This is a genomic window from Pseudomonas sp. AM8 (assembly GCF_036346475.1).
Classification (GTDB): Bacteria; Pseudomonadota; Gammaproteobacteria; order Pseudomonadales; family Pseudomonadaceae; genus Aquipseudomonas; species Aquipseudomonas marginalis.
Window position 1 is genome coordinate 256,796 of record NZ_JAOTNX010000005.1, and the last position, 11,709, is coordinate 268,504.

13 protein-coding genes are annotated in these 11,709 nt (G+C 62.0%); 3 read left to right on the plus strand and 10 right to left on the minus strand.

The window, feature by feature from the left end; genetic code table 11:
- Positions 1–6 precede the first annotated feature (6 nt).
- The 7 genes from V3W40_RS14890 to V3W40_RS14920 all read right to left on the minus strand — a co-directional run bounded on the left by V3W40_RS14890 (position 7) and on the right by V3W40_RS14920 (position 8,045).
- Positions 7–1,161 carry a M20 family metallopeptidase gene (locus V3W40_RS14890; protein ID WP_137212769.1) on the minus strand — a complete coding sequence of 385 codons (1,155 nt, stop codon included), beginning with the start codon at positions 1,159–1,161 and terminating at the stop codon, positions 7–9.
- Positions 1,158–2,582, minus strand: coding sequence for a M20 family metallopeptidase (locus V3W40_RS14895; RefSeq protein ID WP_330215234.1), 1,425 nt, complete (start codon positions 2,580–2,582; stop codon positions 1,158–1,160). Before V3W40_RS14895 ends, V3W40_RS14890 begins: the two co-directional genes overlap by 4 nt.
- Positions 2,579–3,568 (minus strand): ABC transporter ATP-binding protein, encoded by a 990-nt coding sequence (locus V3W40_RS14900; RefSeq protein ID WP_330215235.1) that lies wholly within the window; start codon positions 3,566–3,568, stop codon positions 2,579–2,581. Before V3W40_RS14900 ends, V3W40_RS14895 begins: the two co-directional genes overlap by 4 nt.
- A complete protein-coding gene (locus tag V3W40_RS14905; RefSeq protein WP_065926123.1) occupies positions 3,565–4,581 on the minus strand; it encodes an ABC transporter ATP-binding protein in 1,017 nt (338 codons plus the stop codon). The genes V3W40_RS14900 and V3W40_RS14905 overlap by 4 nt, the downstream gene beginning before the upstream one ends.
- 32 nt (positions 4,582–4,613) lie before the next feature.
- On the minus strand, positions 4,614–5,516 hold the full coding sequence (locus V3W40_RS14910) for an ABC transporter permease (protein WP_065926124.1): 903 nt from the start codon (positions 5,514–5,516) through the stop codon (positions 4,614–4,616).
- A 9-nt stretch (positions 5,517–5,525) separates the two neighbouring features.
- On the minus strand, positions 5,526–6,443 hold the full coding sequence (locus tag V3W40_RS14915; RefSeq protein ID WP_027603429.1) for an ABC transporter permease: 918 nt from the start codon (positions 6,441–6,443) through the stop codon (positions 5,526–5,528).
- A gap of 81 nt (positions 6,444–6,524) precedes the next feature.
- Complete coding sequence (locus V3W40_RS14920; protein ID WP_330215236.1) at positions 6,525–8,045, minus strand: ABC transporter substrate-binding protein; 1,521 nt, start codon at positions 8,043–8,045, stop codon at positions 6,525–6,527.
- A 187-nt stretch (positions 8,046–8,232) separates the two neighbouring features.
- On the opposite strand from V3W40_RS14920, the gene V3W40_RS14925 reads away from it, so the two are divergent.
- Positions 8,233–9,150, plus strand: a complete 918-nt coding sequence (locus V3W40_RS14925) for a LysR substrate-binding domain-containing protein (RefSeq protein WP_027603431.1) — start codon at positions 8,233–8,235, stop codon at positions 9,148–9,150.
- Between the two features lie 10 nt (positions 9,151–9,160).
- Here V3W40_RS14925 and gspJ read toward each other — a convergent pair whose 3' ends face one another.
- Both gspJ and gspH read right to left on the minus strand, forming a co-directional pair.
- On the minus strand, positions 9,161–9,766 hold the full coding sequence (gene gspJ / locus V3W40_RS14930; protein ID WP_330215237.1) for a type II secretion system minor pseudopilin GspJ: 606 nt from the start codon (positions 9,764–9,766) through the stop codon (positions 9,161–9,163).
- Entirely contained in the window at positions 9,763–10,224 is a 462-nt protein-coding gene (gene gspH / locus V3W40_RS14935; protein ID WP_065926127.1) for a type II secretion system minor pseudopilin GspH, read from the minus strand. Before gspH ends, gspJ begins: the two co-directional genes overlap by 4 nt.
- 68 nt (positions 10,225–10,292) lie before the next feature.
- Here gspH and V3W40_RS14940 point away from each other — a divergent pair, with 68 nt between their 5' ends.
- Entirely contained in the window at positions 10,293–10,724 is a 432-nt protein-coding gene (locus tag V3W40_RS14940) for a type II secretion system protein N (protein WP_065926128.1), read from the plus strand.
- 4 nt (positions 10,725–10,728) lie between these two features.
- Here the strand turns inward: V3W40_RS14940 and gspI are convergent, their stop codons facing one another.
- Positions 10,729–11,115, minus strand: a complete 387-nt coding sequence (gene gspI, locus V3W40_RS14945; RefSeq protein ID WP_065926129.1) for a type II secretion system minor pseudopilin GspI — start codon at positions 11,113–11,115, stop codon at positions 10,729–10,731.
- A 137-nt stretch (positions 11,116–11,252) separates the two neighbouring features.
- Here gspI and gspG point away from each other — a divergent pair, with 137 nt between their 5' ends.
- Positions 11,253–11,702 carry a type II secretion system major pseudopilin GspG gene (gene gspG, locus V3W40_RS14950; protein ID WP_065926130.1) on the plus strand — a complete coding sequence of 150 codons (450 nt, stop codon included), beginning with the start codon at positions 11,253–11,255 and terminating at the stop codon, positions 11,700–11,702.
- Positions 11,703–11,709: the final 7 nt, after the last annotated feature.

Sequence of the window (11,709 nt, forward strand, 5' to 3'; positions counted from 1 at the left end):
ATGGCCTCAAACGCTGTCGCCGACCGCCAGAATGGTCGCCACCAGGGCCAGGGCGCGAGGTACCAGGGTGTCCAGCTCCAGGTATTCACGATCGGTGTGGACCTTGCCACCCACCGGGCCGAGCCCGCACAGGGTTGGAACGCCCAGGCTGGCGGTAAAGCCGGAGTCGGCGCAACCGCCGGTGAATTCGCCTTCGACGCTGAAACCCAATGCCAGTGCTTTTTGTTGATAGAGGTGCAGCAGTCGTTCGCTGTGGCGTGCTTCCATCGGTAGAAAGGTCGTCGCTTCCTTGAGGACGGCGCGGGTGCCGATCAGTTCTTCTTCGGCGACGATGGCCTGGATTGCGCTGAAGATCCGGTCCCAGTGCTTGAGTTCGATGAAGCGCACGTCCAGCCGCGCACAGGCGCTGGGCGCGACGGTGTTGCTCGACGTACCACCGGATATCAGCCCAACGTTAGTGGTGATGCCGGCCGGGTAATCGGTCAAGGCATGCAGCTTGACGATCTTGTGTGCCAGGGCCTCGATGGCGCTGGCCCCGTCGGCATGGTTGACCCCGGCATGCGCCGCGCGGCCGCTGACTTCGATGATCAGCGTGGCCCCGCCTTTGCGTGCGCTGACCACGTTGCCGCTGGCCCGGCCGGGTTCGGTATTGAGCACGGCGCGGGCGGCACGGGCGGCGTTTTCGATATGGGGCCTGGCGCTGCCGGAGCCGATTTCTTCGTCGCCGGTGTACAGGACCTGCACCGGATAGGGCAACCGGCCGGCGCGCTTGAGTGCTTTGAGCGCGAAGCAATTGAGCACCAGGCCGCCTTTCATGTCGGCGACGCCGGGGCCATAGGCGAGGTTGGCGTCGCGGCTGTAGCCGCGAGTCGTGGTGGTGCCCTTGGGGAAGACCGTGTCGCGATGGCCCAGCAACAGCACCGGTTTTCCAGAATCGCCTGGCACTTCGGCGAGCAGCACGTCACCAAAACCCTCGACCGGGATGCGCTTGAGCAGGATGCCGTCGGCCTCCAGTTCAGCCGCGAGCAGCGCGCCCACGGCGTCGACACCCGCCTTGTCATAGCTGTTGGAATCGGTGTCGACGATGCGCCGCAGCAGCGCTTCCATGGCTGGGCGCTGGTCGGCTAGCCAGTCCAGGGCCTGTTGTGGCGTGGCGCTCATTGCGCCTGCTCCCGTAACTGATGTTCCCGGGTCAGGCGTGCCGCATCGTTGCCCAGGTCCCAGAACAGCCCGGCCATGATTTGCAGGCTTTCCTTGACCACCGGCGCCAGCAAGTGTTCGTTCGGCGCATGTTGTGAACAGGCCGGGTACGAGTGCGGCACCCACAATGTCGGCAGGCCCAGCACGTCCGCGAACACGTCGTTGGGCAGCGAACCACCGAGGTTTGGCAGCAGCGCAGGTTTTTTGCCCGTGGTCTGTGCCAGGGAGCCGAGCGCCCAATCGACCCAAGGGCTCTGCGGGTCCAGCCGAGTGGCATGCATCACATCGATGCGGCTTTGCTTGACCTCGACATTGCTGAAGCCATGCGCATCCAGGTGGGTACGTACCGCCGGGATAAAGGTCGTGTAGTCGCTGTCGACCACGAAGCGGATATGGCAGTGGGCGTTAGCCTTGCCGGGAATCGCATGCACCGGGGCGTCTGGGTTGCCGGTCTTGAAGGCGATGACGTCGAGGGTGTTCCAGCCGAACACCTTTTCGCTCAGCGAAAGCGCCGGGTTACCCCAGTTGGCGTCGATGTCCGGATCGCCCGGTCCGCCACCCACGGCAATATCGGCCAGCGCCTGCCGAACCGGCTCCGGCAGTGTCTCGGGCATCAGGCCCGCCACTTTCACCCGACCGTGTTCATCGACCATGCTCGCGATGGCATTGGCCAGGATGATGCCGGGATTGGCCAGCAACCCGCCCCAGTTGCCGGAGTGGTGGGCGCCTTCACGTAAATTGACCACCAGCTCGAAGTTGAATACCCCGCGCGAGCCGAGAAAAATCGTCGGGCGTGATGCCGCCAGGCGCGGGCCGTCCGAGGCGATGAAAATATTCGCCGCAAGCTCTTTGCTGTGCGCGGCACAGAATGCGTTCAAGCCCGGCGAGCCTTCTTCTTCGCCCATTTCCAGCAGCAGCTTGACGTTGAAACCCAGTTGGCCATCGCGCGCCTTGAGCGTTTGTTCCAGCGCGGTCAGGTTGATCAGGTGCTGGCCTTTGTTATCCGCCGTGCCGCGGCCGTACCAGCGATCGCCTTCGGCAATGACGTGCCACGGCGACAGGCCTTCGCGCCATTGCGCCTCATAGCCGCGCACCACATCACCGTGGCCGTAGCTGAGCACGGTCGGCAGGTCCGGGTGTTCAATGCGCGTGGCGATCATGAAGGGGCCGCGCTCGGCCACTGGGTTGTCATAGATCTTGACGCTGAAACCCATCGCCTCGACATGTGGGGTGATGAACTCATTGAGGTAGCGATACAGCTCGGGCTGGCTGTCCGCTGCCTGGCTTTCGGTGTGCAAGGCGACGCTGCGTTGGAGCAGATTGAAAAACTCGCCATTGTCGAATTGTGCTGTGGTGTTGCTGATAGCCAGTGAACGACTCATGAGTGGACAAGCTCCAGTGTTTGGGCAGAAGTGTCGTGAAGGTGGCAACGCACGTTGCCGCCGATAAGCGGACCATTGGCCGGGTAGGCCGTTTTGCAGGGGGCGAAGCAGCTCGGGCAGCGCGGATGGAAAGCGCAGCCGGACGGCGGTGACATGGGGTTGGGGAAGGTGCCGTGCAGGCCGATCTCGGGAATGCCCAGGCGCGGATCGGGCGTGAGCACCGAATCCAGCAAGGCGCGGGTATATGGGTGACCGGGCTCCGCGAACAACGATTCGCGCGTGCGTTCTTCGACGATGCGCCCCAGGTACATCACGGCGACCCGGTCGGCGAGGTGTTCGATGACCGCCAGGTTATGGCTGATCAGCAGATAGGTCAGGCCGAATTCACGCTTGAGGTCCTGCAGCAGATTGAGAATCTGCGCCTGCACCGACACATCCAGCGCTGAGGTGGGCTCGTCGCAGATCAACACGTCAGGGCGCATGATCAGCGCCCGGGCAATCGCCACCCGCTGGCGTTGCCCGCCGGACAGCTGGCTCGGGTAGCTGTCGATCACCCGTTTGGGCAGGCCGACCACATCAAGCATCGCTTCGGTCTTCCTGCGGCGCTCGGCGGTGCTGCCGATGGCATGCACGATCAGCGGCAGGGTAACGATTTCGCGCAGGGTCTTGCGTGGATTCAGCGAGGAATACGGGTCCTGGAAAATCGGCTGGATATGCCGGGACATTGCCTTGCGATCAGTCGCCGCCAGGTGTTTGCCATTGACCAACACGTCGCCGCTGGTGGGCGGCAACAGACCGAGCAGCATCTTGGCCAGGGTACTTTTGCCGCAACCGGACTCGCCCACCAGACCGAGGGTCTCGCCACGCATCAGGCGCAGGGAAACACCATCCACGGCCTTCAGGGTGGCGGGCGGTTTGAAAAATCCCTGGTTGATCCGAAACTCACGGCGGATGTCACACAGCTCCAAAGCGATATCTTTTTTCATGACCTTGCACGCTCCTGAAGGCGAATCGGTGCCGGGGCCGGGGCGGCGAACAGGCAGCGCGCCATGTGCCCGTCCTGTTCGACTTCGGGGATGTTTTGCGCGCAGGCCGGGATCGCCTGACTGCAACGATTGCGGAACGCACACCCTTGCTGTTCGCCGACCAGGCTCGGCACCAGGCCTGGAATCGAACCCAGCGCCTCACCCGGTTTGGTCCGGCCAGGGATTGGAATACTCGCCAGCAGACCCCGGGTGTACGGATGCTGCGGATTCTCGAACAGTTGCAGGGCAGGGGCGGTTTCGACGATTTCCCCGGCATACATCACGGCGACCCGGTCGGCGATCCGTGCCACCAGCCCAAGGTCGTGGGTGATGAAGATCACCGCCAGGCCGAGTTCTTTCTGAATGTCGCGGATCAAGCGCAGGATCTGCGCTTGAATGGTCACGTCCAGCGCCGTGGTGGGCTCATCAGCGATGATCAGGTCCGGTTCGCACATCAATGCCATGGCGATGATCACCCGCTGGCGCAGCCCGCCGGAAAGTTGATGCGGATACTGGCGCAAGCGCTCGGTGGCATTGCTGATCCCGACCTTCTCCAGCATCTGCGCGGCGCGCGCCAGGGCCTCCTTGCGTGAGACCTTGCGATGCTGGGTCAGTACCTCGCTGAGTTGATCGCCAATGCTGTAGGCCGGGTTCAGCGAGGTCATCGGCTCCTGGAAGATCATCGCCAGGCGGTTGCCGCGCAGGTCGCACATGCGCCGCTCGCTCTGGCCGAGCATGTCGATGCCGTCCAGCGTCAGCCGGGACGCGGTGCGTTTGGCCTTGCGTGGCAACAGGTCCATCAACGCCAGCGAGGTCAGGGATTTGCCGCAGCCGGATTCCCCGACGATGCACAGCATTTCACCGCGCTCGACTTCAAAACTCAGGCCGCGTACGGCATGCAGCATGTCATCCGGCGTCGGGCTGTTGCCCATGGGGATGTCCACGCGCAGGTTTTCTACATGGAGTAGTGCCATGTTCGGTTCCCTCTATCAGTTACGGCGGTCTATCAGTTACGGCCGTCGGGCAGGATCAGATCGCGCAGGCCATCGCCGACGAGGTTGATGCCCAGCACCAGAATCATCAGGGCGACGCCGGGAATGGCGATAACCCACGGGGAAAAGAACATGTAGGGTTTGCCTTCCGCGATCATCAGGCCCCAGGACGGCGTCGGTGGCTGCACGCCAACCCCGAGGAACGAGAGGGCCGACTCCAGCAGGATCGCGTGGGCCATTTCCAGCGTCGCGACGACGATCAGTGCGCCGACCAGATTGGGCAGGATTTCACTCACCAGAATGCGCAGGGTCGAGCAGCCGAGCGCCTGGGCCGACGCCACATATTCAGCATCGCGAATCTGTTGCACCGAGGCCCTGACCACCACCGCGAAGCGATCCCATAACAGGCAGCCGAGCAGCACGATCACCACTTTCAGTGAGCCGCCCATCAACGAGGCCGAGGCCAGCGCGACCATCACCACCGGCATCGCCAGCCGGGTGGTGATCAGGTAGCTGATAAACCCATCGACCTTGCCGCCGTAGTAGCCCGCCAACAGCCCCATGAGCGTGCCGATAAAACCGGAAATCAGCGCCGCTGCAATGCCGATGAACAGCGAAATACGTGCGCCGTAGAGCAGCCTCGACAGGTAGTCACGGCCCAGCTTGTCGGTGCCGAGCACGTATTCCCAGGTGCCGTTGGCCATCCATACCGGTGGTTTCATGCGCAGCATCACGTCTTGCGCATAAGGGTCGTAAGGTGCCAGCCACGGCGCGAACAGTGCACCTGCGAAGATAATCAGCAACAACACCGCGCCGATGGCGAAACCCCGATGACGCAAGCTCTTGCCGAGCACTCGGCTCAGGCTGCTCGGTGGTGGCAGGTAGTCATTGATCGCGAGGGTAGTGGGGGTGCTCATGTAGGCCTCCTAGCGCACGCGAATACGCGGGTCGAGCAGTGCGTTGAGCACATCGGCCAGCAACGTGAGGATGATGTAGATCACCGCAATCAACAGGACCACGGCCTGTACCACCGGAAAGTCGTCACGGGCGATGGCGTCCCAGGCAAGTTGCCCGATGCCTTGCAGGGAGAACACGGTTTCGATCACCACCGAGCCGCCGAGCATGAAACCGAACTCCACCGCCGCCAGCGCGACGACCGGAATCAGCGCGTTGCGCAGTGCATGCTTGAACAGCACGCGGGCAGGGCGCAGGCCCTTGGCGCGGGCGGTGCGGATGTAATCGGAACTGAGCACATCAAGCATGCCGGCGCGGGTCAGGCGCATGATTGCCGGCGTCGCGTAGTAGCCCAGGGCAATGGCCGGCATGACGAAGTGCAACAGGGTCGCGTTGCCGGACACCGGCAGCCACTTGAGCGTCACCGCGAACACCACGATCAGCATCAGAGCAAACCAGAAACTTGGCATTGCCTGGCCCAGCACCGCGATGCTCAAGGCCAGCCGGTCAACCCAGGTGTCGCGTTTGACTGCGGCCAGCACGCCCAGTGGAATGGCCACCAGCAAGGCGATCCCCAGCGCCATGGCACCCAGCCCCAGGGTAATCGGCAGGCGGCTGGCGACGAGGTTGTAGACCGATTCCTGAAAGAAAAACGAGTTGCCCAGGTCCAGCCGCAGCAAATCGCCCAGCCAGTTGAAGTACTGGGTCGGCAGCGGTTTGTTCAAGCCGTACTGCACGCGAATCTGTTCGATCTGTTCGCTGGTGGCTTCCGGTCCGCCAATGGCAGTGGCGAGGTCGCCGGACAGGTGCAAAAGAGAAAAGCTGATCACCGACACGGTAATGGCAACGCAAATGGCGATGCCCAGGCGGCGCAGAAGGAATCCAAGCATGGCAAGTTTCCTCATATCCAATGGATGACAAGTGTGAGGACGTGTCCGTGGCGCACGAGAGTCCGTGCGCCCGGTTACGTATTACTTCCACGTGGACTCGACGAAACGCGGCAGCTCATCCGGGTACGGTGTGAACGCGAGTTCCGAGGTGTAGGCGTAATTCATCGAGTAGTTGAACAGCGGCGCCCAGTAGGCTTGCTCGCTGATGCGCTGCAAGGCCTTGCGGTAGTTATCCTTGCGCACTTGCGGGTCGAGGGCATTGTCGGCGGTCTGCAACCAGCCCTGGACTTGTGGGTCCTTGATATTGTCGTCCGGATTGCCCTTGAACCAGGTACCGGCCGACGCCGAGGTGTCGAGGATCGAGAACGAGCCCCAGGCCTGAAACGACATGGGCACCTTGCCGCCACGTTGCTGATCGCGCAGGGCGGCGTACTTCAAGTAGCGCAGCTTGGCGTTGATGCCCACTGCGCGCAGGTTGCCGATGATGGCTTCGACGTAATCACGGTCGCGATAAGCGAAGATTTCTGTCTCGAAGCCATTTGGGTAACCGGCTTCGGCGAGCAGCGCCTTGGCCTTGGCGGGGTCATAGTCGTAGACCGTGGCCGCAGTGGTATCGCAACCGAACTGGCCGGGATAACAGGCAACCTGCAAGGGCTTGGCTTCGCCCCCCACCAATTGCGTGGCCAGCGCATTGCGGTTGATCGCATGGTTGATGGCCTGGCGCACCTTGAGGTTCTTCATCGGTGAGTTTTCAGTGGAGGTGCCACGTGCATCAAGAATCAGGAAACCGATGCGCATGGTTTCGCCACTGGTCACGGTCAGGTTCGGCATACCCTTGAGGTCGACCGCCTGATCCGAGGTCACACGCCAGGTCCAGTCGACACCGTCGGTCATCAACTCGGCCAGACGGGTTTCTGCATCCGGGATCACGCGGAACTTGAGGTGGCTGATATGGGGCTTGCCTTGTGGGCTGTCCGGGAAGTAGTCCTTGTTGATCTCCATGGTCACGCCTTCGCCGGCCACCACCGACACGGCTTTATACGGCCCGGTGCCAATGGGCTTGCGACTGAATTCGGCCAGGCCGACCTTCTCGAAGTACTGCTTGGGAAACATCGGAACGGCGTTGGACAGGTATTCCAGTGCCGGCGGGAAAGGCTTCTTCAAATACAGGCGGACGCTGTAGTCGCCGGTTTTTTCGGCGCCCTTGATCCAGTCTACGTTTTGCACGGTAACGACTTTCGCTTCGGGCGACACCACGTAGTTGAGGGTGAACACCACATCGTCGGCGGTGAAGGCGTCGCCGTTGTGAAATTTGACGCCCTTGCGCAGCTCAAAGTCGAGGGTGGTGTCGTCGACCTGCTTCCAGCTGGTAGCCAGCATGGGTTTGTATTCGCCGCTTTTGGGATCGCGGTAGATCAGGTTGTCCCAGATCAGCCGGCCGAGAATCACGCCTTCGCGTAAATCGTTGTGATAGGGGCTGATGTTTTCAGGCTCGCTGTCGGAAGCGTAAACCAGGGTGTCGTTGGCTTTGCCGGCATGCGCCGGAAAGCTGTTGATAAGGCCCATCAGCGCGATACTGCAGGCGAAACCTTTGATGCCCATGCCGTCGTCTCCGTTGGCGAGAGTGGTTGAATCAAAGGGCAGCGAATCGCAAATGCGTAGAAGGAGGAGGAAAAGGTCGGGCGCTGTTTTTTTTGGTCTGGACACGAATGTAGGGAAGGGCTATCAATGCCGCAAGCACAATATTTCGATACTTCCTTTGCCGAAAAGGCAATCCTTGGGGGCTCCGATGCAGCTGTATGGCGTGCAGTCCACGGCACTGCGCTATTTTCTTGAAGTCGCCCGATGCGGATCGATCAGCGAGGCCTCAATGCGGCTGAATGTGGCGGCATCAGCGGTGAGCCGGCAAATTTCCAAGCTTGAGTTGGCCCTGGATGCCAGCCTGTTTGAGCGTCGTGCCCGCGGCATGGTGCTCAGCGAGGCGGGGGCGCGACTGGCGGCGTATGCGCGCAAGTCGCAGCTTGAGGCCGAGCAGGTGGTGCTGGAAATTACCGAGCTGCACGGCTTGCAACGGGGCCATGTGCATGTTGCCTGTTCGGAAGGATTTGCCCTGGAATACATGCCCAGGAGCATCAGCGCGTTCAGGCGTGAGTATCAGGGCATTCATTTTACGTTGGAGGTCTGTGCGCCCGCTGAAGCGACCGAGAAGGTTCGCTCCGGTGAAGCCGACCTGGCGATGACGTTCAGCCTGACGCCGCAAAAGGAAATCAAGGTCGAACATGTCCTGAGCGGGGCGATTTTTGCCGTGGTCTCCAATGCCCATCCCTTGGCCGGGCGGGAGTCTGTCAACCTCGCCGAGTTGCAACCCTGGCCCATTGCGTTACCCAAGGCCGACACTACGATACGGCAACTCTTCGACATCTGTTGCGGCGTCCAGGGGTTGTTGTTCGACCCGGTATTGACCACCAATTACGTTGCCGCGCTCTACAGTTTCGTCCGTGAAGAGGGAGGCATCAGCCTGGCCAGCGAAATGACCTTGCACCAACAGGTGGCGGACAAGCAGTTGCAATGCTTGCCGATCCTTGATGAAGGCATGCAGGCGCGGCGCATCGAACTGCAAAGCATGGCTGGGCGCAATCTACCGGCGGCGGTTTCGGCGTTCAGGGATTTTCTGATCGCTGAGCTGGCGAAGGCGAAGCGGCTTTGAAAAGATGAGGTTATTGCAGCGGCCCCACCACTTGCCGATAGCGTTCTTCCCCCTGCGGCGTCTGGCGGGTCATGTTGATTTCCAGGCCGATGGGATCGGCTTTACGGTTGCCGGCCAGCTGACGCCAGCCTTGGCCCGGTTCCCAGATGCGCACTTGCAGGTCGCTGACACCGGATAAGACGGCCACTGCTTTTTTGGGCGCAGGCAACGGGTATCGATCACTGGCTGCGGATGTGGCGCGGTACAGCGTGTCACCCTCCAGCCACCAGCGCACCCGTTGCAGACCGTTTTCGGGAAGGGCTGCGTTACGAATCACGTTCAGTTGAAAATCATGCTGGTCGGAGCTGCGAACGCTGATTGCGGCGAGCCCGTCGGGCTGTTCGTCATCGTTCAAGGCTGGCGTTCTCAGTTCAACGCTGGCGCGCAGGGCCAGGTCGCGGTCCAGCTGGTTGAGTGTGCGCAACAACGCTTCGGTTTGCTCGGTGCTGGCCTGCAGATGGCTGTCGGCACGGCTCACGCTGTCGAGGCCGCGCCAGGCAATCAGGCTGACAATGGCCATCAGCATGATCGCCACCATGACTTCAATGAGGGTAAAACCGTGCTGGTCTGTTTTCATGGTTGGTTCGCCACGCGTATTTGTCCTGTCGCCGTGCGGTGAAGGGTGAGGCGGTGCTGGCCATCCGAGAGCTGCAGTTGCAAGGGCGAGGCAAACCATTCGGCATTCAGTACCACCGGTTGCCTGGGGGTTACACGTACGCTCATCGAGGGTGTTTCCCAGGCACGGGGACGCAGTTGCGGGTCGCTCATGAAGTGATCCCAACCCTCGCCGGGCGCGTTGCGCCGACTGAAGCGAAACCCTTTATTGTCGGCCCGCCACGTGATGGGGCGGCCGTCGGCCCGGGCTTCGGCCTGGGCGATCTGCAGCATCTGGACCACGCGGTTGGCGTCCTTGCGCAGCAATTGCAACGGGTCGGGTTTGATGCTCAGGCTGATCGCCGCTGAGGCGATGCCGATGATCACCAGGACCACCATCAACTCGATCAGGGTGAAGCCTTGCTGATTGGCCTTGGTCATGACACAACGCTCCTTCGTCGTGGGTCTCTCCTGTAGACTGCCCGGCAGGACAACAAGGAGGTTTTGTCGTGGTCGCTATTTTTCGTTTGACCGCGCCGCGAGTGGTGCAGGCAGTGGCATTGGCCACGGCGCTCGCGGGGGGGCTGGTCTGGTCTTCCGTGTTGCTGACATCGGCCGAGTCCCAGGTGCCGCCAGTCGAGCCGCCGGTTTTGGCCGCTCGCCCGGATACCCCGGCGTTGCAGTGGTTTTCCAACCAGCCGGCGGTGGTGGACATCAAGGTCTCCGGCCTGATGGCGGGCGTGCGCGGGGCGGTGGCGATCCTGAGCCTGAACGAGGGGCCGCCGCGCAGTTTTCGGGTGGGCGAGTCATTGGCCCAGGGTGTGCGCCTGGCGGCGATCGAGGGCGATGCGGTAGTGATTGAGCGTGGCACGCAGCACACCCGCATTAAGGTCAGCACGCTGCCGGACTCGGTGGTGCTACCGCGCTTGACCCGACCCTGAACGCTCATTGGGGCGTTGCCTTCGGCGGGTTGAGCAGCGTTTCCACCCGCGCCAACGGTGGCGCCTCGCGCTTGCGCTCCGACACCTGCAGGGTGACGCGCATCAGGCGTCCATCGGCGCTCGGTGCGATGCTCTGCTCGCAACGCAACTGCAAGCGGCCCTGATCACAGTCAAACGCTTTGTGCCCCCTGGGCAGGCGTCCCTCCAGGCGCAGTTCGGCGAGCCTGCCCTGGGCCGACAGCAGCGCCATCGAGCGGTCGCGCAGCAACCCATTGCTCTGGGTCATCAAGCCTGCAACGCGGACCGCCGCCGCCATCGCCACGGCAATGATCGCCAAGGCCACGAGCACCTCGATCAATGTAAAACCTTGCTCCTTGCGCGACAGCTCCATGGGTCACTCTTGGCGTAAAAACACGCCGTAGAGTAGCACTCAGAGAGCCGCGGGCAGCGGCCAATTATTTTTGCTATCCAGATAGTTAGTTTTGTTACACTGCGCGCCGAATTAGGATCAAGCCAAGGATGGTGGATATGGATTTCGCGCGCATCAAATATGGGCCTCGCGCCCGCCACGTTCAGCAAGGGTTCACGCTGATCGAGATCATGGTGGTGGTGGTCATCCTCGGCATTCTGGCGGCGATTGTCGTGCCTAAAGTGCTGGACCGTCCGGACCAGGCCAGGGCGATTGCGGCCAAGCAGGACGTTGCCGGCCTGATGCAGGCGCTCAAGCTTTATCGCCTCGACCACGGCACCTATCCCAACATGAACCAGGGCCTCAAGGTATTGGTCGAGCGCCCGGCAGATGCAAAAAATACCAACTGGCGTTCTTATCTGGAGCGCCTGCCCAACGACCCCTGGGGCCGTCCTTACCATTACTTGAATCCCGGCGCGAACGGCGAAGTCGACATCTTCTCCCTCGGTGCCGACGGACAGCCTGATGGCGACGGTGTGAATGCCGATATCGGATCCTGGCAGCTCTAAGCGCGGC

Coding starts and splice junctions, on each gene's coding strand:
- V3W40_RS14890 (WP_137212769.1), bottom strand. CDS start 1,161: ATGAGCGCCACGCCACAACAGGCCCTGGACTGGCTAGCCGACCAGCGC.
- V3W40_RS14895 (WP_330215234.1), bottom strand. CDS start 2,582: ATGAGTCGTTCACTGGCTATCAGCAACACCACAGCACAATTCGACAAT.
- V3W40_RS14900 (WP_330215235.1), bottom strand. CDS start 3,568: ATGAAAAAAGATATCGCTTTGGAGCTGTGTGACATCCGCCGTGAGTTT.
- V3W40_RS14905 (WP_065926123.1), bottom strand. CDS start 4,581: ATGGCACTACTCCATGTAGAAAACCTGCGCGTGGACATCCCCATGGGC.
- V3W40_RS14910 (WP_065926124.1), bottom strand. CDS start 5,516: ATGAGCACCCCCACTACCCTCGCGATCAATGACTACCTGCCACCACCG.
- V3W40_RS14915 (WP_027603429.1), bottom strand. CDS start 6,443: ATGCTTGGATTCCTTCTGCGCCGCCTGGGCATCGCCATTTGCGTTGCC.
- V3W40_RS14920 (WP_330215236.1), bottom strand. CDS start 8,045: ATGGGCATCAAAGGTTTCGCCTGCAGTATCGCGCTGATGGGCCTTATC.
- V3W40_RS14925 (WP_027603431.1), top strand. CDS start 8,233: ATGCAGCTGTATGGCGTGCAGTCCACGGCACTGCGCTATTTTCTTGAA.
- gspJ (WP_330215237.1), bottom strand. CDS start 9,766: ATGAAAACAGACCAGCACGGTTTTACCCTCATTGAAGTCATGGTGGCG.
- gspH (WP_065926127.1), bottom strand. CDS start 10,224: ATGACCAAGGCCAATCAGCAAGGCTTCACCCTGATCGAGTTGATGGTG.
- gspI (WP_065926129.1), bottom strand. CDS start 11,115: ATGGAGCTGTCGCGCAAGGAGCAAGGTTTTACATTGATCGAGGTGCTC.
- gspG (WP_065926130.1), top strand. CDS start 11,253: ATGGATTTCGCGCGCATCAAATATGGGCCTCGCGCCCGCCACGTTCAG.